This window comes from Tabrizicola soli (genome assembly GCF_015999335.1).
Taxonomy (GTDB): domain Bacteria; phylum Pseudomonadota; class Alphaproteobacteria; order Rhodobacterales; family Rhodobacteraceae; genus Tabrizicola; species Tabrizicola soli.
Genome location: NZ_JAEACP010000017.1, coordinates 37038 through 57876 on the forward strand (window position 1 = coordinate 37038; position 20839 = coordinate 57876).

General features: G+C 69.2%; 19 protein-coding genes. 3 read left to right on the forward strand and 16 right to left on the reverse strand.

The genetic code is table 11. The annotated features are described in order from the left end of the window. The first annotated feature begins 50 nt into the window (after positions 1 to 50). Together gloB and clpA are read left to right on the forward strand one after the other, a co-directional pair. Positions 51 to 812: a hydroxyacylglutathione hydrolase gene (gene gloB / locus I7S92_RS15965; RefSeq protein WP_197646175.1), complete on the forward strand. Its 762-nt coding sequence runs from the start codon at positions 51 to 53 to the stop codon at positions 810 to 812. 158 nt (positions 813 to 970) lie between these two features. After that, positions 971 to 3289, forward strand: coding sequence for an ATP-dependent Clp protease ATP-binding subunit ClpA (gene clpA / locus I7S92_RS15970; protein ID WP_197646177.1), 2319 nt, complete (start codon positions 971 to 973; stop codon positions 3287 to 3289). Positions 3290 to 3410: 121 nt separating this feature from the next. Here the strand turns inward: clpA and I7S92_RS15975 are convergent, their stop codons facing one another. The 4 genes from I7S92_RS15975 to I7S92_RS15990 all read right to left on the reverse strand — a co-directional run bounded on the left by I7S92_RS15975 (position 3411) and on the right by I7S92_RS15990 (position 7712). After that, complete coding sequence (locus I7S92_RS15975) at positions 3411 to 4259, reverse strand: DUF2189 domain-containing protein (protein ID WP_197646179.1); 849 nt, start codon at positions 4257 to 4259, stop codon at positions 3411 to 3413. A gap of 138 nt (positions 4260 to 4397) precedes the next feature. Next, positions 4398 to 5957: a peptidoglycan -binding protein gene (locus I7S92_RS15980; RefSeq protein WP_197646182.1), complete on the reverse strand. Its 1560-nt coding sequence runs from the start codon at positions 5955 to 5957 to the stop codon at positions 4398 to 4400. Then, positions 5957 to 7117 carry a biopolymer transporter ExbB gene (locus tag I7S92_RS15985; RefSeq protein WP_197646183.1) on the reverse strand — a complete coding sequence of 387 codons (1161 nt, stop codon included), beginning with the start codon at positions 7115 to 7117 and terminating at the stop codon, positions 5957 to 5959. Before I7S92_RS15985 ends, I7S92_RS15980 begins: the two co-directional genes overlap by 1 nt. A gap of 64 nt (positions 7118 to 7181) precedes the next feature. After that, positions 7182 to 7712: a gamma-glutamylcyclotransferase gene (locus tag I7S92_RS15990; RefSeq protein WP_197646185.1), complete on the reverse strand. Its 531-nt coding sequence runs from the start codon at positions 7710 to 7712 to the stop codon at positions 7182 to 7184. A gap of 63 nt (positions 7713 to 7775) precedes the next feature. Between I7S92_RS15990 and I7S92_RS15995 the strand changes: the two genes are divergently transcribed. Next, positions 7776 to 8798, forward strand: coding sequence for a DUF2125 domain-containing protein (locus tag I7S92_RS15995; RefSeq protein ID WP_197646187.1), 1023 nt, complete (start codon positions 7776 to 7778; stop codon positions 8796 to 8798). Here the strand turns inward: I7S92_RS15995 and I7S92_RS16000 are convergent. The 12 genes from I7S92_RS16000 to I7S92_RS16055 form a co-directional block, all read right to left on the reverse strand. Further along, a complete protein-coding gene (locus I7S92_RS16000) occupies positions 8795 to 9655 on the reverse strand; it encodes an extensin-like domain-containing protein (RefSeq protein WP_197646189.1) in 861 nt (286 codons plus the stop codon). The genes I7S92_RS15995 and I7S92_RS16000 overlap by 4 nt on opposite strands. Further along, positions 9648 to 10568, reverse strand: a complete 921-nt coding sequence (locus I7S92_RS16005; protein ID WP_197646191.1) for a prephenate/arogenate dehydrogenase family protein — start codon at positions 10566 to 10568, stop codon at positions 9648 to 9650. Before I7S92_RS16005 ends, I7S92_RS16000 begins: the two co-directional genes overlap by 8 nt. After that, on the reverse strand, positions 10565 to 11650 hold the full coding sequence (gene hisC / locus I7S92_RS16010) for a histidinol-phosphate transaminase (protein WP_197646193.1): 1086 nt from the start codon (positions 11648 to 11650) through the stop codon (positions 10565 to 10567). The genes I7S92_RS16005 and hisC overlap by 4 nt, the downstream gene beginning before the upstream one ends. 197 nt (positions 11651 to 11847) lie before the next feature. After that, positions 11848 to 13260 carry a homospermidine synthase gene (locus I7S92_RS16015; RefSeq protein WP_197646195.1) on the reverse strand — a complete coding sequence of 471 codons (1413 nt, stop codon included), beginning with the start codon at positions 13258 to 13260 and terminating at the stop codon, positions 11848 to 11850. Positions 13261 to 13276: 16 nt separating this feature from the next. Next, positions 13277 to 13813 carry a TIGR00645 family protein gene (locus I7S92_RS16020; RefSeq protein ID WP_197646197.1) on the reverse strand — a complete coding sequence of 179 codons (537 nt, stop codon included), beginning with the start codon at positions 13811 to 13813 and terminating at the stop codon, positions 13277 to 13279. 84 nt (positions 13814 to 13897) lie between these two features. After that, on the reverse strand, positions 13898 to 14518 hold the full coding sequence (rpsD, locus tag I7S92_RS16025; protein ID WP_197646207.1) for a 30S ribosomal protein S4: 621 nt from the start codon (positions 14516 to 14518) through the stop codon (positions 13898 to 13900). A gap of 396 nt (positions 14519 to 14914) precedes the next feature. Next, complete coding sequence (locus tag I7S92_RS16030; RefSeq protein WP_197646209.1) at positions 14915 to 15904, reverse strand: MDR family oxidoreductase; 990 nt, start codon at positions 15902 to 15904, stop codon at positions 14915 to 14917. A gap of 117 nt (positions 15905 to 16021) precedes the next feature. After that, positions 16022 to 17485, reverse strand: coding sequence for an aldehyde dehydrogenase (locus I7S92_RS16035; protein WP_197646211.1), 1464 nt, complete (start codon positions 17483 to 17485; stop codon positions 16022 to 16024). A gap of 13 nt (positions 17486 to 17498) precedes the next feature. Then, on the reverse strand, positions 17499 to 18536 hold the full coding sequence (locus I7S92_RS16040) for an LLM class flavin-dependent oxidoreductase (protein ID WP_197646213.1): 1038 nt from the start codon (positions 18534 to 18536) through the stop codon (positions 17499 to 17501). Next, positions 18533 to 19459 (reverse strand): flavin reductase family protein, encoded by a 927-nt coding sequence (locus tag I7S92_RS16045; protein ID WP_197646215.1) that lies wholly within the window; start codon positions 19457 to 19459, stop codon positions 18533 to 18535. The genes I7S92_RS16040 and I7S92_RS16045 overlap by 4 nt, the downstream gene beginning before the upstream one ends. Beyond that, positions 19456 to 20250, reverse strand: coding sequence for an alpha/beta fold hydrolase (locus tag I7S92_RS16050; protein ID WP_197646217.1), 795 nt, complete (start codon positions 20248 to 20250; stop codon positions 19456 to 19458). The genes I7S92_RS16045 and I7S92_RS16050 overlap by 4 nt, the downstream gene beginning before the upstream one ends. Then, a complete protein-coding gene (locus I7S92_RS16055; RefSeq protein ID WP_197646219.1) occupies positions 20222 to 20824 on the reverse strand; it encodes an amino acid synthesis family protein in 603 nt (200 codons plus the stop codon). The genes I7S92_RS16050 and I7S92_RS16055 overlap by 29 nt, the downstream gene beginning before the upstream one ends. Between the last annotated feature and the right edge of the window lie 15 nt (positions 20825 to 20839).

Below are 20839 nucleotides of genomic sequence, written 5' to 3' on the forward strand. Positions count from 1 at the left end.
CGCCCGTTGCGTCAATCCTGACCATCATAGCCCCGGAAAGGCCAAAGACCATGCCGCTTCACCTCGTCACCGTCCCCTGCCTCGCCGACAACTACGCCTTCCTCGTCCACGACGCCGCCTCCGGCCGCACCGCCCTGATCGACGCGCCCGAGTCCGGGCCGGTCCTCGCCGCCCTCGATGCCCACCAGTGGCGGCTGACCGACATCCTGATCACCCATCACCACTCCGACCACATCGACGGGGTGGATACCCTGCGCGCCCGCACCCAGGCCCGCGTCTGGGGCGCCGCCGCCGATGCCCACCGCCTGCCCCGCCTGGACGAGACCCTGGCCGAGGGCAGCCGCTTCCACATCGGCGCGACCGAGGTCCGGGTGGTCGAGGTTCCCGGCCATACCATCGGCCATGTCGCCTATCTCATGCCCGGCCATGCCTTCACCGCCGACAGCCTGATGTCCGGCGGCTGCGGCCGCCTGTTCGAGGGCACCGCCGCCCAGATGCACGCCTCCCTGCAGAAACTGGCCGCGCTTCCGCCCGAGACGCTGATCTGCTCGGGCCACGAATATACCGCCTCGAACCTGCGCTTCGCCCAGACCCTTGAACCCGGCAATCCGCACCTTATCTCTCGGATCGCCGAGGTCGCGGCGAAACGCGCCCAGGGCATCGCCACCGTTCCTGTCCCGCTCCGGGTGGAGCTTGACACGAACCCCTACCTGCGGGCGCATCTGCCCGCGCTGAAGACAGCCGTCGGCCTGCCAGATGCCGATGCCGTCACGGTCTTCGCCGAAATCCGGGCCCGGAAAGACAGGTTCTGACCGCCCCCAATCACGAAATGCGTGATCTTCCGGCCGAAACCCCTAAATCTGGAAGATTGCGCTTGAAGTGCGGGAAAGAAAACCGAACTTTAAGCTTATGAGGCCACGGTCGGTATCGGGCCCCCGCCCCTTCCGGCCCGCAGGACAGGAGCACTGAAGTGCCATCGTTTTCGACCACGCTTGAGCAGGCAATCCACAGCGCCCTGGCCCTGGCCAACTCGCGCCGTCACGAACTCGCAACCCTTGAACATCTGCTGCTCGCCCTGATCGACGAACCCGACGCGGCCCGCGTGATGAAGGCCTGCGCCGTCGACCTCGACGAGCTGCGCAAGACCCTGACCGATTTCATCGACGACGACCTCTCCACCCTCGTCACCGATGTCGAAGGCTCGGAAGCGGTGCCCACCGCCGCCTTCCAGCGCGTCATCCAGCGCGCGGCGATCCATGTGCAATCCTCCGGCCGGACCGAGGTTACCGGCGCGAATGTCCTGGTCGCGATCTTCGCCGAACGGGAATCGAACGCCGCCTATTTCCTGCAGGAACAGGACATGACCCGCTACGACGCGGTCAACTTCATCGCGCATGGCGTGGCCAAGGACCCGTCCTATGGCGAGGCGCGGCCGGTCCAGGGGGCCGACGAACAGCATGAGACGCCGAAGGCCGAGGCTGGCGAGGCCAAGGAATCCGCCCTGTCGAAATACTGCGTCGACCTGAACGTGAAGGCCCGCAAGGGCGACGTCGACCCGCTCATCGGCCGCGAGGCCGAGGTCGAGCGCGCGATCCAGGTCCTCTGCCGCCGGCGCAAGAACAACCCGCTTCTGGTGGGCGACCCCGGCGTCGGCAAGACCGCCATCGCCGAGGGCCTTGCCCGCAAGATCGTGCTGGGCGAGACGCCCGAGGTCCTGTCCCGCGCCACGATCTTCAGCCTGGACATGGGCGCGCTTCTTGCCGGCACCCGCTATCGCGGCGACTTCGAGGAACGGCTGAAGCAGGTGATGAAAGAGCTCGAGGACCATCCCGACGCGATCCTCTTCATCGACGAGATCCATACCGTCATCGGCGCGGGCGCGACCTCGGGCGGGGCGATGGATGCCTCGAACCTGCTGAAGCCCGCGCTGCAGGGCGGCAAGCTGCGCTGCATGGGCTCCACCACCTACAAGGAATTCCGCCAGCACTTCGAGAAGGACCGTGCGCTCTCCCGCCGGTTCCAGAAGATCGACGTGAACGAGCCTTCGGTTCCGGATGCGATCAAGATCCTGATGGGCCTGAAGCCGCATTTCGAGGAACACCACGACCTGCGCTACACCAACGACGCCATCAAGTCGGCGGTGGAACTGGCCGCGCGCTACATCCATGACCGGAAACTGCCCGACAGCGCCATCGACGTGATCGACGAGGCCGGGGCCGCGCAGCATCTCGTGGCCGAGTCGAAGCGACGCAAGACGCTGGGCATCAAGGAGATCGAGGCCGTCGTCGCCAAGATCGCCCGCATCCCGCCGAAGTCCGTGTCGAAGGACGATGCCGAAACGCTGCGCGATCTGGAAAAGACCCTGAAGCGCGTGGTCTTCGGCCAGGACAAGGCGGTCGTCGCGCTGTGCTCGGCGATCAAGCTGGCCCGCGCCGGCCTGCGCGAACCGGAAAAGCCCATCGGCAACTACCTCTTCGCCGGCCCCACCGGCGTCGGCAAGACCGAGGTGGCCAAGCAGCTGGCATCCTCTCTGGGGGTGGAGCTGATCCGTTTCGACATGTCGGAATACATGGAGAAACACGCCGTCTCCCGCCTAATCGGCGCGCCTCCGGGCTATGTCGGCTTCGACCAGGGCGGGATGCTGACCGATGCCATCGACCAGCATCCGCATTGCGTCCTCCTGATGGACGAGATGGAGAAGGCGCATCCGGATGTCTACAACATCCTGTTGCAGGTGATGGATCACGGCAAGCTCACCGATCACAACGGCCGGACCGTCGATTTCCGCAACGTGATCCTGATCATGACCTCGAACGCCGGGGCCTCGGACATGGCCAAGGCCGCGATCGGCTTTGGCCGCGACCGCCGCACGGGCGAGGATACCGCGGCGATCGAACGGACCTTCACGCCGGAATTCCGCAACCGCCTGGATGCGGTGATCAACTTCGCGCCTCTGGGCAAGGAGGTGATCCTGCAGGTGGTCGAGAAGTTCGTGCTGCAACTGGAAGCCCAGCTCCTGGACCGCGGCGTCCATATCGAGCTTTCGCCGGAAGCCGCCGCCTGGCTGGGCGACAAGGGCTATGACGACAAGATGGGCGCCCGGCCGCTGGCCCGGGTGATCCAGGAATACATCAAGAAGCCCCTGGCCGAGGAGCTGCTGTTCGGCAAGCTGGTCAAGGGCGGGCTGGTGCGGGTCGAGGTCAAGGACGATACCATCGTCCTCGACGTCGCCGAGCCGCCGAAGCCGCGCCTCACCGGCCAGAAGCCCCCGCTGCTGACCGCCGAATAAAAAACCGAACCCCCGCCCTGGTCCGGCGGGGGTTCTGCCTTGGGCCGCTCGTCGATGACTTCGTCACTCCTCGCCCCCGCGACGAGGAGACGAAGTCGAACGAGGAGCAGCCCCTCCGGGATCAGGCCACGGCCGCCCGGTAAAGGTGCCAGGTCGCATGTCCCAGGAGCGGCAGGATCACGATCAGCCCCAGGAGGACCGGCAGGATCCCCACTGCCAGCAGGACCGCCACGATCAGCCCCCAGGCGCCGATCACCACCGGATTCTCCACCGCCACCCGGACCGAGGTCGCCACCGCGACCGGCAGGCTCACGTCCCGGTCCAGCAGCAGCGGGAACGAGATGACCGAGACCGCCAGCACCGCCAGCGCCAGCAGGAACCCGACTCCGGTTCCGACCAGCGTCATCGTCCAGCCCTCCGGCGTGGTGACCGCCTGGGTCAGCAGCGCCCCCAGGCTCGCCGGCCGCTCCGGCCCCAGGGTGGCCGCATGGATCGCATCGGCCAGCAGAAGCCAGGCCATGAAGATCACCCCGTTGAACAGGCTCAGCATCACGATCCGGGGAAAGCGCGGCGAGTGCAGCACATCGAACATCGCCGCCCAGCTGACCTGCTCACCCGCCTCCCGCCTCCGGCTGAGTTCATAGAGCCCCAGCGCCGCCACCGGGCCGACCAGAGCGAAGCCCGACAGGATCGGGAACACCAGATGGGTCATGCTGCCCCGCGTGGCGATCCCGACCAGCACCGCCCCCATCAGCGGATAGAGCAGGCAGGCGAACATCACGTCCGACCGCATCGCCGCTAGGTCGTCCCAGCCCCGGCGCAGCACCAGCCGCAGATCGTGCAGGGCCAGCCTGCGGACCTGGGGCCGCGCCATGTCGCCGGCGGGGGCGGCGACCACCCTGCCATATCCGGCGGCCGCGCCCAGCGCGCCCATGGTCCAGGACAAGGGATTTCCGATCGTCTTCGGCATCAGCTTTCCTCCCGTTTCGGGGGCGCCGGGGCCGGTCCTGCCCCGGTTCGCCCCAGTGGCATCGACATGCAAGCAACGGATCTTTTGTCATAGCCTAGCACGGATCGCCCGGCGGCGCAGTCACGGAATGGTGGGGGCCTAGCGTTCGGTCAGCTTCAGCTCGATTCGCCGGTTCAGGGCGCGCGCGACCTCGTCGTCCCCCTGCGCCACCGGCCGGTACTCGCCGAACCCGGTCGCAGCCAGCCGCTCGGGCGGGAAGCCCAACTCGTCCTGCATGAAGCGGACCACCGACAGCGCCCTGGCCTGGCTCAACTCCCAGTTGTCGGCAAAGGCGCCGCTGCCCGAAAGCGGCACATCGTCGGTATGGCCGTCCACCCGGATGATCCAGTCGATCCCCGCCGGGATCCGGTCGCGGATCCCATCCAGCGTCCGCACCACCCCCGCGATCTGGGCGCGGCCCTCGGGCGCAAGATCGGCCGAGCCGGGGTTGAACAGCACCTCCGAGGAGAAGACGAAACGGTCGCCCACCACACGCACCCCCTCCTGCCCCTGCAGAAGGGTCGAGAGCTGGCCGAAGAATTCCGACCGGAAACGGGCGAGGTCCAGGTTCTCGGCCTCAAGCCGCGCCGCCTCGGCGGCCTCCATCTCGGCGCGGCGGCGCTGTTCGGCGGCGATCTGGGCAAGCGCCGCGTTCAGCTCGGTCCCCAGGCTCTCCAGCTGCACCTGCGCGGCCGAATCCTTCGCCTTCGCCTCGTCCAGCACCGCTTGCAGGCTGCCCAGCTGGCCGCGCAGCGCCGCGATCTGCTGGTTCAGCAGTTCCACCTCCCGCGCCGCCGCCAGGGCCTTTTCCTGCTCGGCCAGCAGCTCGGTCTCGGCCGCCGCCAGTGCCGCGTCCTTCTCGCCCGCCGTGTCGGCCACCTTCCGCGCCGCGGCGAGCAGCGTCAGCGTCTCCTCGGCCCGCTTCCGCTCGGCCTCGAGCGCGAGGGTCATCGCGGTCAGCTCGGTATCGGCATTGGCCAGCCGGTCGCGCAGCGCCTGCAGCGCGGCCGCATCCGCCAGCCGCGCCGCCTCGGCCTCGCTCACCGCTTCGGTATTGGCGGCGTCCTTGGCCCGCAGCTCGGCGACCAGCGCCTCCAGCGCCTCGCGGCGCGCGGCGGCAAGGCGGGCGGCCTCGGCGCCCGCGTCCACCTCCTGCCGGGCCCTGGCCAGCGCCAGCGTCATCGCCTCGGCCTCGTTCACCAGCCGCGCCTGTTCGGTTTTCAGATCCGTCACCTCGCCCCGCGCGGTGTCGCGCTCCAGGATCAGCGCGGCGACCTGGGCCTCGAAATCGGTGATCCGCGACGAGGCCGCCGCCAGTTCGCCCTCCCGCGCCGCAAGATCGGCGGTCAGGCCCGCCACCAGCCCCGCCTGCCGCTCGCCCTCGGCCCGCGCCTGGGCCAGACCGGCGCGCAGGGTGGCGATCTCGGTCTCGAGGCCGGAGGCCCGCGCCCGCTCCAGCCCCAGCGCCCCGGCCAGGTCGGCGACCTGCGCGGTCAGCTCGTCCAGTTCGGTGCCCTGCGTGGTCAGCTGGTCGCGCAGCACCGCCTGCATCATGGTGAAGATGGTCAGCACGAACATCAGCACCATCAGGAGTGTCGTCACCGCATCGACGAAGCCCGGCCAGATCAGCGAGGAATCGCGGCGGCGGGAGCTGGCCATCAGCGCCCCGCCCCCCGGCCAAGCTGGCGCACGGCATTGGTCAGCGCCAGCAGGTCGGCCTTGAGGTCGGCGATGCTCTCCTGCCGGCCGGCCGACATTTCCTCGAGGATCCGAAGGAGTTGCACGTCGATCGAGCGCAGGCGCATCCGGCTTTCGGCGTCGCCGCTTCCCGGCCCCTCGCCGGCCAGCGCCGCGATCAGCCGGTCCTGGCCATCCGCGATCCGCTGCAAGAGCGCATCCCCCTGTCCTTCCGGCCGCGCGCCCAGCCGCGTGAGGCTGGCGGTCAGCTCGGCGATCCGGGCCTCGAAGGCGCCGCGGCCGGCCTCGGCCTGTTCGTGCATCGCCTGCAACTGCTCGACCTGCAGCGCCATATGGTCGATCATCGCCGCCACCGCCGACTGGTCGCCGCCCTCGCCCTCGCCCGCAAGGCCGATCCGGGTGATCGAGGACAGCCATTCCTCCAGCTCGCGGGTGAAACGGTTCTGGCCGTGACCGGCGAACAGCTCCAGCAGCCCCAGCACCAGCGACCCCGCCAGCCCGAGAAGCGAGGAGGAAAAGGCCGTCCCCATCCCGCCCAGCTGGCTTTCCAGGCCGCCCATCAGCTTGGCGAACACGTCCAGCCCGGATTCGCCCTCGCGCGGGGCGAGCGAGCGGATGGTCTCGACCACGGCCGGAACGGTGGTGGCAAGGCCCCAGAAGGTGCCCAGAAGGCCGAGGAAGACCAGGAGATTGATCAGGTAGCGGGTGATGTCGCGCGCCTCGTCGATGCGCTGGACGACCGAATCCTGGATCGAGCGCGACGAGGTCGCCGAGATCGACATCCGCGCCGTGCGGGTGCGCAGCAGCGAGGCGAGAGGGGCCAGGAGAAGCGGCGGCCGGTCGCTTGCGGCGCCCGGCGTGGCGCGGACGAAATTCTCGATCCAGTAGACCGATTGCGCCAGGATCCAGACCTGCCAGAAGCAGGTGAGCACGCCGATGACGAAGACGAAGGCGATAAGCCCGTTCAACAGCGGGTTGGTGCGCAGGATGTCGATGATCTGGCCGTGGATCGCCCAGGCCCCCGCGCCCACCAGAAGGCAGACCAGAAGCATCTGGGTGATGGCCCGGATCGGCTGGCTGAAGGTCGTGGTGACGGCGGCCTGTTGATATGGCTGGGACATGCCTGCCCTCTGGTTCGATGTTGCGGGCAGAGTAACAGGTGAGCGGCGTCTGCCAAGCAAAAGGTCAGGCCAGCCGGCGGACCTCGTCGGCCAGCCAGGCCAGTTCGGGGTCGCCGATGCCCAGTTCGGCCAGATGCGCCACGGTGGACCAGAGGTAATCGCGGTTCGGTCCCCGGCCGCCGCTGGCCGTGGCGATGATCCGGGCCTGTTCGGCAAGCGGAAGCCCGCCGCAATACTGGTCGTGCTCCGCGTCGATGACATAGGTCACCGCCTGAAGCGCGCCGTCTTCGGTGGCGACCGGAAGGACGCGCTCCAGATAGGCCGAGGAGATCAGCTCGCGTTCGCGCAAGCTGGCGAGGGTCGGTTCCTCGGCCCCCGGCTCGACCCGGAAGGCGACGCCGGTGCAGCTGGCGGCCCGGGCCCGGTCCAGGGCCAGGACGAGGCCCGGCTCCTCCACCGTGCCGCGATGGTGGATCGAGCGCATGCAGAAGCTGCGATGCCAGCCCGAGATCCGGGCAATGCGCCGTTCCGCCACCGGAAAGCCGGGGTTCCAGATCAGCGATCCATAGCCGAAGACCCAGAGTGGTGCGTGCATGGCTGGCCCTTGTCGTTTCGCCCCTGTAGACACGGGGAAGCGGGCGAAGAAAAGGGCTGCCGGATGCGCAAACTGCTTGTCCTCGTGCTGGTGCTGACCGGGCTCTGGTCCGGCTACTGGTTCCTCGGGTCAAGCGCGATCCGCCAGGCGGCCGAGGACTGGTTCGCCGGTGCCGCCGCGCAAGGCATCCTGGCCGAAAAGTCCGATCTTTCGCTGGCGGGCTTCCCCAACCGCTTCGACCTGACCGTCACCGGCCCCGTCCTGCGCGACCCGGCCCGCGGCATCGGCTGGCAGGCCCCCTTCGTCCAGGTCTTCGCGATGACCTGGAAGCCCTGGCACATCATCGCCGCCCTGCCGCCCGAGCAGGTCGTCACCCTGCCGGGCCAGGAGGTGAAACTGGCGGCCGAAGGCCTGCGCGCCAGCTTCCGCGCCCGGCCCGCGACCGATCTGCCGCTGGCCTCGGTGATCGTGGAAAGCGGGCCCTTCACCGCCAGCTCCAGCGCGGGCTGGACGGCGGCGGCGGGGCGCGCGGTCGCCTCGATCAGCGCGGACGAGGAGGTGCCGGGCGCGGGCGACGCGCCGGACGCCTATGTCCTGGCGCTGAACGCCTCCGACCTCGCCCCCGACCCCGAGGTGATGGCGCGGATCGGGGAGGGCTCCGGCCTGCCCCCCCGCATCGCCACCCTTCGCCTGGTGGCCACCGCCAGCCTCACCGCGCCGCTCGACCGTTTCGCGGCCGAGACGCACCCGCGCCTCGCCGCGCTGGAACTGACCGACAGCCTGCTCGCCTGGGGCGAGCTTTCCGCCAGCGCCAGCGGCCGGATCGCGCCCGACGACCAGGGCTTTGCCGCCGGTCGGGTCGAGATCGCGGTGACCAACTGGCAACCGCTGGTCCCCGCGCTGGTCGCCGCCGGGGCGATCAAGCCGGAACAGGCGCAGACGCTGACCCGGCTCCTCACCGCGCTGGCGCAGGAATCGGGCGACCCGGACGCGCTGAAACTCCCGCTCACCCTGGCCGACGGCCGGGTCTCGCTCGGCTTCCTGCCCCTGGGCGAGGCGCCCCGGATGCTGAGGCCGACCGGCTAGCGGCAGTAGGACCCGCCATCGCGGGCCGAGGTGTCGAAGTGGAAATGATCCTCGTGATAGCCATCCGAACCGGGGCCGAGCGTGGTGCGGAAATAGGGGCAGGCCGCCTTGTAGATCCGCCGCAGAAGACGGCCGTAATCGCCCGCGACCGTCACCGTCTTGCCGCTGGTCAGCACGAATGCCGCCACGTCCACCGCCCGGCCCTTGCCATGCTCGCTGATCTTCGCGCCCTTCACGTTGTTGCGGCCCCGGCAGATGTAATGCGCCGCGATCCGCAATTCCGAGAGCTTGCCGTCGAAGGCCGGCTGCGCCACCTCCCCAACCCAGGCGTTCAGGCTTTTCGCGATCGAGCAATCGACCGTCACCGCCTGGCTTAGCCGCACCCCCGCGACCGAGGTCACGCGGACCGGATCCGCGACGCCGCAACCCTTCACCTTGGACCCGATCGGCGCGATCGGCTCGCCCTTGATCGCGGCGACCCCGCAGACCGAACCCTCCATCGAGGCCATCTCGCGCTTTTTCTTCCGCCGCTCCTTGCGGCTGGGCGGTTCCTCGGCGGCAAGATCCGGCTCGGGCCTCGCGGCCGAGGCGAGGTCAAGCCCGGTGGTCGCAGCCGCCGCCCGCAGCTCGGCGATGCGCCGCGCCAGATCCGCCGGCCGGGGCTGCGGGCGCAGGGATGCGGCCATGGCGGGGGCGGCCCCGGCTTCGACCGGTGCCTCGGGCGCGGCGGCAGCGACCGCGGCAGCGCCCAACGGATTCGGCATCGGCCGCAAGGAGGTGGCGGGGGCCTCGGCAAGGGCCGGACCGGCAAGGCACAGGGCCAGGATCGCCAGCGCCCGCCGCACGCGCTCAGCCATCCTGCGCCGGAGTGACGGCGCGGCCGAAATCCGGCGCGGCAGTGTCCTGCCCGGCCTCGATGATCCCCCGGCGGATCGCGCGGGTGCGGGTGAAATAGGCGTGCAGATGCTCGCCGTCGCCCATGCGGATCGCGCGTTGCAGCACGAACAGCTCTTCGGCGAAACGGCCCAGGATATCCAGCACCGCCTCCTTGTTGGTCAGGAACACGTCGCGCCACATGGTCGGATCGCTGGCCGCGATCCGGGTGAAGTCGCGGAACCCGGCGGCGGAATACTTGATCACCTCGGATTGCGAGACGCGCCGCATATGGTCGGCCACGCCCACCATCGTATAGGCGATGGCGTGGGGCACATGGCTGACCACCGCGACCACCAGGTCATGGTGCCCCGCATCCATCGTGTCGACCTTGGCGCCCATCGCCTCGATCAGCCCGCGCAGCCGCGCCAGGGCCCCTGCATCGCAGCCCTCGGGCGGGGTCAGCAGCCACCAGCGGTTCTGGAACAGCGTCGCGAAGCCCGAGCGCGGCCCGGAATATTCCGTCCCCGCCATCGGGTGACCAGGGATGAAATGCACGCCCGCCGGCAGGTGCGGCGCCACCGCATCGACCACCGCCTGCTTGACCGAGCCGACATCCGTCACCGTCGCCCCCGGCTTCAGATGCGGCCCGATCTCGGCCGCGATCGCGCCCATCGCGCCCACCGGAACCGCCAGCACCACGAGGTCCGCGCCCTCGACCGCCTCGGCTGCCGTCTCGGTCACCCGGTCGCAGAACAGCGCCCGCGCCACCGCCCGGGTCTCGGCCGACCTGGCGTAGCCCACGATCTCTCCGGCCAGCCCCCCCGCCCGCATCGCATGCGCCATGGACGAGGCGATCAGCCCCAATCCGATCAGGGCGACGCGGGGATAGGTCATTTGACCCCCTTGAACTGCGCCACCGCGTGGGCGACCTGCCGGCACGAGGCCTCGTCCCCGATGGTGATGCGCAGACAATGCGGCAGCTTGTAGCCCGCGACCCGGCGCACGATCAGCCCCTGCTTCTGCAGGAAGGCGTCGCAGGCCTCGGCCTCCTCCTGGCTGTGGAAGCGCGCCAGGATGAAATTCGCCATCGACGTGTCCGAAGGCACGCCGATCTCGGCCAGCGCATTGGCCAGCCAGCTGCGCATCCGCGTGTTCTCGGCCCGGCACTTGGCGACATAGTCCTGGTCGCGCACGGCGGCCTCGGCGGTGTCCAGCTGGGTGGTGGACAGGTTGAACGGTCCCCGGACCCGGTTCAGCACGTCGATCACATGCTTCGGCCCATAGCCCCAGCCGATCCGCAATCCGCCCAGGCCATAGATCTTGGAGAAGGTCCGCGTCATCACCACATTGTCGCGCGCATCGACCAGCGCCGCGCCGCCGTCATAGCCTTCCACATATTCCGCATAGGCCCCGTCCAGCACCAGGAGCGCCTGCGGCGGCAGGTTCTCGGCCAGCCGGGCGATCTCGGCGGCCGAGATCATCGTGCCGGTCGGGTTGTTCGGATTGGCGATGAACACCAGCTTCGTGCGCCGGTTGCAGGCGGCCAGGATCGCGTCCACATCCGTCGTCCGCTCGCGCTCGGCCACTTCGACCGGCGTCGCCCCCACCGCAAGGCTGGAGATGCGGTACATCAGGAAGCCGTGCTCGGTGAACACCACCTCGTCGCGCGGGCCGGCATAGGCCTGGCACAGGAAGGTGATGATCTCGTCCGACCCCACCCCGCAGATGATCCGCCGGGCGTCCAGCCCATGCACCTCGGCGATGGCGCGGCGCAGGTCGGCATGGTCGGTGACCGGATAGCGGTGCAGCGCGTGGACAGAGCGGGAAAACGCCTCCTTCGCCTTGTCCGAGGGGCCGAACGGGTTCTCGTTCGACGACAGCTTCACCACATTGGCCACACCCGCCACTTGCGCCTTGCCGCCCTCGTAAAGCGCGATCTCAAGGATGCCTGGCTGTGGCGTGATCTGGTCGTTCATCGTGGCCCCCGGGAAGTCCCGCCTCGTTTAGCTTCCCCGCGCGCACAAGGCCAGAGCAATGACGCGCCGGGACCGGGCCTGCCCCGGTCCGCATGGCTTCACATCGGTCCGAATATCCCCCCGTCAGCCGGGGAAGAGGGGCGAGGCCCCGACGGCGAGAGGACCGGATTTCGCGCTTCAGCGCGCGATTCGACAGCTCACGGCACAAGGAAGTTGGTGAACTGCCAGGGATCGCCCTCGTCCCGATCCTCGGGGAAATGGTTGATCCGGTTCCGCAGCGGCGTCCAGTCGGTGTAATGGCACTCGATCCGGCCCAGATAGGGGCGCTGGACCTCCAGGCAGCGGACATGGTCCATCTCGTCGGCCTCGACGATTCCCTCGTCCGGATTCTCGGCCGCCCAGACCATCGCCGCCAGCACCGCCCCGGTCACCTGCATCCCGGTGGCGTTCTGCCAGGGGGCAAGCCCCCTGGCCTCCGCGCTGGTCAGCCGCGAGCCATACCACATCGCGCCCTTCGCATGGCCGTAAAGCAGCACCCCCAGGTCGTCCCCGCCCGAGACGATCTCCTCGACCGCCAGGATATGCTGCGCCGCCGGAAGCCGGCCCGCGCCCTTGACCTCGTGCAGCGACAGGATGGCGTCGTTGCAGGGGTGATAGGCGTAGTGGCAGGTCGGGCGATAGACCGCACGGCCCCCGTCGTGGACCGTATAGTACTCCGGGATCGACAGCGCCTCGTTATGGGTGACGACATAGCCGAACTGCGGCCCGACATCCGGGCACCAGCTGCGCACGCGGGTATCCGCGCCCGGCCGGTCGATCCAGATCGCATGGCCCGGCCCATAGTCGAAGACATGGCCGCCGGGCGGCAGCTTCTTCTCGTGCGTGCCCCAGCCAAGCTCGGCGGGCTGGAAGGCTTCCGACAGGAAACCCTCCACCGACCAGGTGTTCACGAAGACCCCCGGCGGCTTCGGCCGGTTCGAGACCTGGGTGTCGCGCTCGGCGATATGGATCCCCTTGACGCCCAGCCCCTGCATCAGCGCCGCCCAGTCCTCGCGCCGGCGGGGTTCGGCCGCGATGCCCAGATCGGCCGCCAGCCGCAGGAGCGCCTCCTTCACCAGCCACGACACCATGCCCGGATTCGCGCCGCAGCAGGACACCGCCGTCGGCCCGCCGGCATGGGCCTTCCGGACCTCCCGCACCCGCTCGCGCAGGCGATAGCCGGTCCGCTCGGCATTGGGCATGTCGCCGAAATAATAGCCGGGCCAGGGCTCCACCACCGTGTCGACATACTGCACCCCGATCTTCCGGGCGAGTTGCATCACCGCGACCGAATCGACATCGACCGAAAGGTTCACGATCATCCCGCGCCCTTCCGGGAACAGGCTCTGCAGAACCTCGGCCAGATTCTCGGGCGTCAGCGCAAGCTGAAGGTGGCGCAGCCCGCGGTCGCGCAGGATATGGGCGAAATCGCCCGAAGGCTCGATCACCGTGAAGCGCGCGCGGTCGAACCCGATGTGCCGCTCGATCAGCGGCAGCACGCCGCGCCCGATCGAGCCGAAGCCGATCATCACCAGCGCGCCTTCGATCCGGGCGTGAATCCCTATGGTCATCCGTCCATCCCTTCCGTCAATGTTCCTTGGCCTTGGACGTCAGCCAGTCCATCAGCGCCAGAAGTACGCCCGAGGCGACGAAGGTCAGGTGGATGATCACCATCCACCGTATCGTCTCGGCGCTGGCCGCATGGGCCGGATCGCCCTTGCCCAGCGACATGAACACCTTGAGCAGGTGGATCCCCGAGATCGCCACGATCGAGGCGATCAGCTTCATCTTCAGCCCCGAGAAATCGACCTTGCCCATCCAGGCCGGGCGGTCCGTTCCGGTATCGAAATCGAACTTCGAGACGAAGTTCTCGTAGCCGGAGAACAGCACGATCAACAGGAGGTTCCCCGCCAGCGACAGGTCGATCAGCGTCAGCACCGCCAGGATCGCCTGGTCGGCCGGCATGTCCAGCGTCTGCGGCAGGTAATAGGCCATTTCCTTGAAGAAGATGACCATCAGCATCCCCAGCGAGACCGCCAGCCCCAGATACATGGGCGCCATCAGCCAGCGGCTGGCGTAAAGCCCCTGCTCGAAGCGGGTCTCGACACCGGGTTTGTCGGTCATGGCGGTCTCCTTGCCGGAAACGGAAAGGGCCGCGACCTTGCGGCGCGGCCCCGAATGTAGGGTGCGCTATAGCGCACCTCAGGATCAGTTCTTGGCGTAGTATTCGACGACCAGGTTCGGTTCCATCTGCACCGGATAGGGCACGTCGCCCAGGCCCGGGGTGCGCACGAACTTCGCGGTCATCTTGTTGTGGTCGACTTCCAGATAGTCCGGCACGTCACGCTCGGTCAGGGCCACGGCTTCCAGCACGATGGCCAGCTGCTTGGACTTCTGGCGCACCTCGATCACGTCGCCTTCCTTGACGCGATAGGAGGCGATGTTCACGCGCTGGCCGTTCACGGTCACATGGCCGTGGTTCACGAACTGGCGGGCGGCGAAGACGGTCGGGACGAACTTGGCGCGGTAGACCACCGCGTCCAGCCGGCGCTCCAGCAGGCCGATCAGCATCTCGCCGGTGTCGCCCTTGACGCGCTCGGCCTCGCCGTAGATCTTGCGGAACTGCTTTTCGGTCAGGTCGCCGTAGTAGCCCTTGAGCTTCTGCTTGGCGCGCAGCTGGGTGCCGAAGTCCGAAAGCTTGTTCTTGCGGCGCTGGCCGTGCTGGCCGGGGCCGTATTCGCGCTTGTTCACCGGGGACTTCGGACGGCCCCAGATGTTCTCGCCCATGCGGCGGTCGATCTTGTACTTGGCAGAGGTGCGTTTGGTCACCGCTGATCTCCTTCGATGTGTGAAGGGCGTTGTCCTTTCCCCGAAGGGCGACAGGCATCCCCTTGCGGGGGCCACCAACACCAATGAAAAGCCCCGGGAGTGACCCGGGACGTGGCGGCCTTATAGAGGAGAAACCGGGGGAGTCAACAGCCCCCCGCCGCCACGGAAAGCCGCCAGCAGCACTATCGTAGGGTGCGCTACAGCGCACCATCCCGCCCCCGCCATCCCGGCACCGGACCGCGCCCTCCCACCGGCGGGCGCACCGGGCTGTCGATGGAGGCACCTCATGCCCGCCTGGCGTCGCCTGTCGGTCCCACCCCTTTACAAACTCTTAACGCCAAAACCCAACCCCTTGAAATCCCTTGCACCCTCCACCGCGCCACGCGTGGACAGCCTTCAGCCGTTCACATCCACCACCACCCGCCCCTGCACGCCCCCCTTCAGGATCGCCGCCCCCAGGGCAGGCAGGTCCGCCAGCACCGCCGGCCGGACCATCGCCTCCAGCTTCTCCATCGGCAGGTCGGTGACGATCCGCCCCCAGGCCCGCACCCGCCGCTCATAGGGGACCGGCACGCTGTCGATCCCCAGCAGGTTCACCCCCCGCAAGAGGAACGGGATCACCGAGGCGGGCAGCGCCGCCCCTCCCGCCAGCCCCACCGCCGCGACCGAGGCCCCGTGCTTCATCTGCCCCAGCACCCGCGCCAGCATCGCGCCCCCGACGGCATCGACGCAGCCCGCCCAGGTCTCGCTCTCCAGCGGCCGCTTCACCGTCTCGGCCAGCTCCTCGCGGGCCACGATCCGGGCCGCCCCGAGGCCCTTCAGGTAGCCCTCCGTCTCCGGCCGCCCCGTCACCGCCGCGACCCGATAGCCCAGCCGGGCCAGGATCGCGACCGCCACCGACCCCACGCCCCCCGCCGCGCCGGTCACCAGAACCTCGCCCTTGTCCGGGGTCAGCCCGTGCTCCTCCAGCGCCATCACCGCCAGCATCGCGGTGAACCCGGCCGTCCCGACCGCCATCGCCTGCCGCGTGGTCAGGCCCTCGGGCAGCGGCACCAGCCAGTCCGCCCTGACCCGCGCCTTCTGGGCATAGCCGCCCCAATGCGCCTCTCCCACCCGCCAGCCGGTCAGGACCACCCGGTCGCCCGGCCGGTAGCGGGGATCGTCGCTGGCCTCGACCGTCCCGGCAAAGTCGATCCCGGCCACATGCGGCCAGCTGCGCACGATCCCGCCGCCATTCGGCGACAGCGCGAGGCCATCCTTGTAGTTCAGCGTCGAATATTCGACCGCCACCGTGACGTCGCCCGGCGGCAGCGCGCTCTCGTCCAGCTCGCGCAGACGGGCCACGGCGGCATCGCCTTCCTTCTCCAGAACCAGCGCGCGGAACATCTTCGCCTCCCTTGGACCCTCGCCGTAGTCGGCCCGCGACGGGCCGGATTGTCAACCCGCCCTCCTGCCGCATTCCCGCCGGAAGCGGGGCGGAACCCGGCGCGGGCGCGCGGATGCTCAGCGCATGACGAAGGGATCGGGGATCGGCTCGTCCGAGGTTCGCAGCCAGACGGTCTTGACCGTGGTATAGTCCAGCGCCGCCGCCAGCCCGCCCTCGCGGCCATGGCCGGAGAGCCCGTGCCCGCCGAAGGGCGCGATGGGCGAGACCGCGCGATAGGTGTTGACCCAGACCACCCCGGCGCGGATGCCCCGGATCATCCGGTGCGCCCGGGTCAGGCTGCGGGTGAAGACGCCCGAGGCCAAGCCGAATTCGGTGTCATTGGCCAGCGCCAGCGCCTCGGCCTCGGTGTCGAAGGTCACGACCGAGAGGACCGGGCCGAAGAACTCCTCGGCCAGGGCGGGGGCGTCGGGCGCTTCGGAACAGTCCAGGATCGTCGGCGGGAAGTAGAAGCCCGGCCCTTCGGAGAGCTGCCCGCCGGTGACCAGCCTGGCCCCGGCGGCGGTCGAGCGGGCGATCAGCGCCAGGATACGCTCGCGCTGGCGGGCGGTGCAGAGGGGGCCGACTTCCGTCTCCATCCGGTCGGGAGCGCCGATGGCCACGGCCTCGGCCCTGGCCTTCAGCCGGGCAAGGAGCGCGTCCTTCACCCCGCGCTGCACCAGGAGGCGCGATCCGGCGACACAGCTTTGCCCGGTCGCGGCAAAGATGCCCGAGACCTGGGCATTGGCGGCGCTGTCCAGATCCGCGTCGTCGAAGACGATGAAGGGCGACTTGCCGCCCAGTTCCAGCGAGGTGCTGGCCAGGTTCTCGGCGCTGGCCCGCACGATATGCCGCGCGGTCTCGGGCCCGCCGGTAAAGGCGATATGGGCGACCTTCGGATGTGTGGTCAGCGCCCGGCCCGCCTCGGGCCCGCCGGTCAGGATGTTGACGGTGCCGGGGGGGAAGCCCGCGTCATGCACCAGCCGCGCGAATTCCAGAAGCGGCGCGGGCCCGTCCTCCGAGGCTTTCAGCACCACCGTGCAGCCCGCCGCCAGCGCCGGGCCAAGCTTGACGGCCGAGAGGAACAGCTGGCTGTTCCAGGGCACGATGGCCGCGACCACGCCGACGGGTTCGCGGCGCAGCCAGACCTCCATGTCGGGCTTGTCGATCGGCAGGTGCGCACCCTCGATCTTGTCGGCGAGGCCCGCGTAGTACTGGTAGTATTCTGCGACATAGGCGATCTGGGCCGAGGTCTCGCGGATGATCTTGCCGGTGTCGCGGGTCTCCAGCGCCGCGAGCCGGGGGGCCGCGGCACGCACCAGCTCGGCCAGGCGATAGAGGAGCTTGCCCCGCGCGCCGGCCGTCATCCCCGCCCAGGGCGCAGAGGTGAAGGCGCGATGGGCCGCCTGCACCGCCCGGTCCACATCTGCGGCCGAAGCCAGCGGCATCAGGGCCCAGGGCGCGCCGGTTGCCGGATCGACGCTGGCGAAGCTTTCGGCCCCGTCCTCGAACCGGCCGTCGATATAGTGCTGGAAGCGGTCCATCGCGGTCCCCCTGTCAGGCGAAGGCTGGCATCACGTCACGGATCAGGCGCCGAAGCGAGGCCTTCTTGCGTTCGAAGCTCATGCCGGTGTCGATCCAGAAGCTGAACTCGTCATAGCCCAGCGCCTCATAGCCCTTGATCCGTTCGATCACCTCGGGGGCTTCGCCGATGATCTGGTTCTTGCGCATCGCCTCGGCCGAATAGAACGGATGGGCGGCGATCTCCTCGTCGGTCAGCTGCTGGATCAGGCCCTGGCTGATCGGGCGCTCGTTCTTGAACCAGGCGCCGAAGTAGCAATAGAAGCGGTTGATCTCCTCGGCGCCAAGCCGGGCGTCGGCCTCGCTGTCGGCGACATAGGCGTGGCGCAGCACCATGATCTTCGGGCGCGGCACCTGTGGATGCGCGGCGCAGGCGGCGTTGAAGCGGTCCATCAGGCTGACCACTTCCTCGTCCCCCAGATGCAGCGGCGTCACCTGCACGTTGCAGCCATTGGCGACGGCGAAGTCATGGCTGCTCGGATCGCGCGCCGCGACCCAGACCGGCGGGCCCGGCCGCTGCAGGGGCTTGGGCGAGGAAGTCGTCTTCGGGAACTGCCAGTACTGGCCGTCGTGGGTATAGTCACCTTCCCACAAGGCCTTGACCGCCGGGATCAGCTCGCGCATCCGGCCGCCCGCGTTCCAGGCATCGAGCCCCGGCACGAGGCGTTCGTATTCGAAGCTGTAGGCACCGCGGGCGATGCCAAGGTCGAGCCGCCCGTCCATGATGATGTCGGCCATCGCGGCCTCGCCCGCCAGGCGGATCGGATGCCAGAAGGGGGCGATCACCGTGCCGGTGCCCAGACGCACGTTCTTCGTCCGCCGCGCGAGGTCGACCAGGTTCAGGAGAGGATTGGGTGCGATGGTGAAGTTCATCCCGTGATGCTCGCCGGTCCAGATGGCATGCATCCCGCCCTCGTCGGCGATGCGGCACAGCTCGATCATCTCGTCGTATAGCCGCTTCTCGTCATCCTCGGCCGAGACGCGTTCCATATGGATGAAAAGCGAGAATTTCATTTGCTGCTGTCCTCTGCGATGCGCTGCACGCGGCCTTGCTGATGATTGCCGAAATAGATGCCGTAGTTGCCGATGCGGGATTCGTCGGCCAGCCGCTCGAGCATATGACGCAGCGCCGGGTCGGTCACATCGGCAACACCCGCGCGCGACAGCTCCACGAAGGCGCCCCTAGCGGGCCGGGCGGCGACGGCGGGGCAGCGGACCGCGATATGCTGCGTCCGGGTGCCCGCATCCTCGTAGACCGCGTAGATCGAGCCCGCCTCGGCCTTGACCCCGACACCGGCGATCAGGGCGTCGAGCGCGGCCTGCACGCCTTCGCGGCCGACGCGCGCCATCGGCACCGACAGCCCGCCGCGCCCGTCGTCGACCAGCAGCACCTGCCCCGCCGCCTCGAGCACGGTCGAGATCACCACATCCGGCCCGGCCGGAAGCTCCGCCGCCGTCGCGGCCGGGGTGGTGTAGGCGCCGCGATAGTAGCCGAGACCGGGATGCGGGCTGGCCTCGAAACCGCCGATCCGGCCGATCAGGATGGTATGGTCCCCCGCCGGTATCGCCTGCTCCAGCGTGCAGTCGAACCAGGCCGAGACCCCTGCGATCAGCGGCGAGCCGACCGGCCCGTGCTTCCAGTAGACCTGGGCGAAGCGGTCGCCGGAGGAGCGGCGCCCGAACGTGGCCGAGATGTCCTTCTGGCTTTCGGACAGGATGTTGACCGCGAAGCCCCTGCCGCCGGTGAAATTGCCCAGGTTGGCCGAGCTGTTGGCGATCGACACCAGCAGGAGCGGCGGGTCGAGCGAGACGGAGGAGAAGGAATTCGCGGTGAATCCCAGGGGCTTGCCCGCGGCATCCAGCGTGGTGACGACGGTGACGCCGGTCATGAAGCAACCGAAGGCATCCCGCAGGGCGCGTGGATCAAGGGCGGTCATGCGACACTCTCCTCGGTGGCAAGCCAGCGGCGCAGTTCCGCCGTGACGATCTCGGGCGCGGTCAGGTTCAGCATGTGGCGGTGGCCGGTGACCACGACGGCACGGCCGAAGGGCGCGAGCGCGGCCATCTCCCGGCTCATTCCGGGTGTCGAATTGGCGTCGCCATCCGCCGTCATCGCCAGAAGCGGGCAGCGGATCGCGGTCAGCCGGTCGGCATAGATGGCGTCACCCCCGGCGAAGGCGCGGTAGGCGGCGGCGTAACCCGCCTGCGGCACCGCGCGCAGCCAGCCCGCCACCCGGTCGCGGACCGCGGCATCCCCGGGGCCGAACCAGCGCGACAGCGGGCCGTCGACATTGCCCCCGCCCAGGGCGATCTCGTCGGCGCGGGCCAGAACCGCGGCCTTGGCCTCGGGGCTGCGGCGGAAGACGCCGTTCAGGAGCGCGGCGCGGCGGATCAGGTCGGGACGTTCGACCGCCAGCCCGGCGGCGATCAGCGACCCCATGGAATGCCCGGCAACCGAGACCGGCCCCAGGCCCAGCGCCCCGATCACCCGCGCGGCCCAGGCGACGTAATCCGCAAGGTCCGGTGTTCCCGGCAATGGATCGCTTGTCCCGTGGCCCGGCATGTCGACCGCGATCATGCGGCACTCGGGCGACAGCGCCTCGATCTGCGGCCCCCAGGCCTCGGCCCGCATGCCGACGCCGTGGATCAGCAGGAGCGGCGCGCCGGCCCCCGCCTCGAGGATGCGGACGGCGAGCCCGTCAGACAGCCGCAGGGTTCGCGACATCATGGCCGAGGTCCTTCAGGTCCTGGTAGCGGTCGCCGATCCGGTGGTGCGGACGGCCCCCGGTGGAGGCGCCCAGCGCGACGACCAGCTCGTCGGCGGCAGGCGCGTCGGGGATCGAGAAATGCACCGTCTGGTAATGCGAGCGGCGGCCTTCGTCGTGCTTGTCCATCAGGGGGATCATCACCGGACAGTTGGCCGGGCCACGGACGTTGGTGAAGGCAAGATAGGTCTTCGCCCCCAGCGCCTGGCGGTAGTGGTTGCCGAAGCGCAGGGTGTGGATCAGGGCGTTGGCATGTTCCAGTTCGCCGTCAAGGCCGACGACGGCCGCCTTGCCGTAGCCTTCCACCCGGTCGGCCCCGCCTGCGGCATCAAGGATCATGCCGGTCAGCAGCGCGCCGAGTTCCGGGGCGACAGCGTGGATTTCGGGCTTCAGGTCCTGCACGAAGCCCCGCCCCGCCCAGGGGTTCTTCAGCACGGCCACCGCCGCGATCAGCTTGAGCGGCACCGGCGCGGCGCGCCCGCCCTCGATCAGCGTGGTTTCGACCAGCGTCAGGGTCTTGCGAATCTCTGCGGGCATCGGCGGCCTCCTTCT

Excerpts from the sequence above, each read along its gene's own strand:
- gloB (WP_197646175.1), top strand. The coding sequence starts at position 51 with ATGCCGCTTCACCTCGTCACCGTCCCCTGCCTCGCCGACAACTACGCC.
- I7S92_RS15975 (WP_197646179.1), bottom strand. The coding sequence starts at position 4,259 with ATGCCGAAGACGATCGGAAATCCCTTGTCCTGGACCATGGGCGCGCTG.
- I7S92_RS15980 (WP_197646182.1), bottom strand. The coding sequence starts at position 5,957 with ATGGCCAGCTCCCGCCGCCGCGATTCCTCGCTGATCTGGCCGGGCTTC.
- I7S92_RS15985 (WP_197646183.1), bottom strand. The coding sequence starts at position 7,117 with ATGTCCCAGCCATATCAACAGGCCGCCGTCACCACGACCTTCAGCCAG.
- I7S92_RS15990 (WP_197646185.1), bottom strand. The coding sequence starts at position 7,712 with ATGCACGCACCACTCTGGGTCTTCGGCTATGGATCGCTGATCTGGAAC.
- I7S92_RS15995 (WP_197646187.1), top strand. The coding sequence starts at position 7,776 with ATGCGCAAACTGCTTGTCCTCGTGCTGGTGCTGACCGGGCTCTGGTCC.
- I7S92_RS16000 (WP_197646189.1), bottom strand. The coding sequence starts at position 9,655 with ATGGCTGAGCGCGTGCGGCGGGCGCTGGCGATCCTGGCCCTGTGCCTT.
- I7S92_RS16005 (WP_197646191.1), bottom strand. The coding sequence starts at position 10,568 with ATGACCTATCCCCGCGTCGCCCTGATCGGATTGGGGCTGATCGCCTCG.
- hisC (WP_197646193.1), bottom strand. The coding sequence starts at position 11,650 with ATGAACGACCAGATCACGCCACAGCCAGGCATCCTTGAGATCGCGCTT.
- I7S92_RS16015 (WP_197646195.1), bottom strand. The coding sequence starts at position 13,260 with ATGACCATAGGGATTCACGCCCGGATCGAAGGCGCGCTGGTGATGATC.
- I7S92_RS16020 (WP_197646197.1), bottom strand. The coding sequence starts at position 13,813 with ATGACCGACAAACCCGGTGTCGAGACCCGCTTCGAGCAGGGGCTTTAC.
- I7S92_RS16030 (WP_197646209.1), bottom strand. The coding sequence starts at position 15,904 with ATGTTCCGCGCGCTGGTTCTGGAGAAGGAAGGCGATGCCGCCGTGGCC.
- I7S92_RS16035 (WP_197646211.1), bottom strand. The coding sequence starts at position 17,485 with ATGGACCGCTTCCAGCACTATATCGACGGCCGGTTCGAGGACGGGGCC.
- I7S92_RS16040 (WP_197646213.1), bottom strand. The coding sequence starts at position 18,536 with ATGAAATTCTCGCTTTTCATCCATATGGAACGCGTCTCGGCCGAGGAT.
- I7S92_RS16045 (WP_197646215.1), bottom strand. The coding sequence starts at position 19,459 with ATGACCGCCCTTGATCCACGCGCCCTGCGGGATGCCTTCGGTTGCTTC.
- I7S92_RS16050 (WP_197646217.1), bottom strand. The coding sequence starts at position 20,250 with ATGATGTCGCGAACCCTGCGGCTGTCTGACGGGCTCGCCGTCCGCATC.
- I7S92_RS16055 (WP_197646219.1), bottom strand. The coding sequence starts at position 20,824 with ATGCCCGCAGAGATTCGCAAGACCCTGACGCTGGTCGAAACCACGCTG.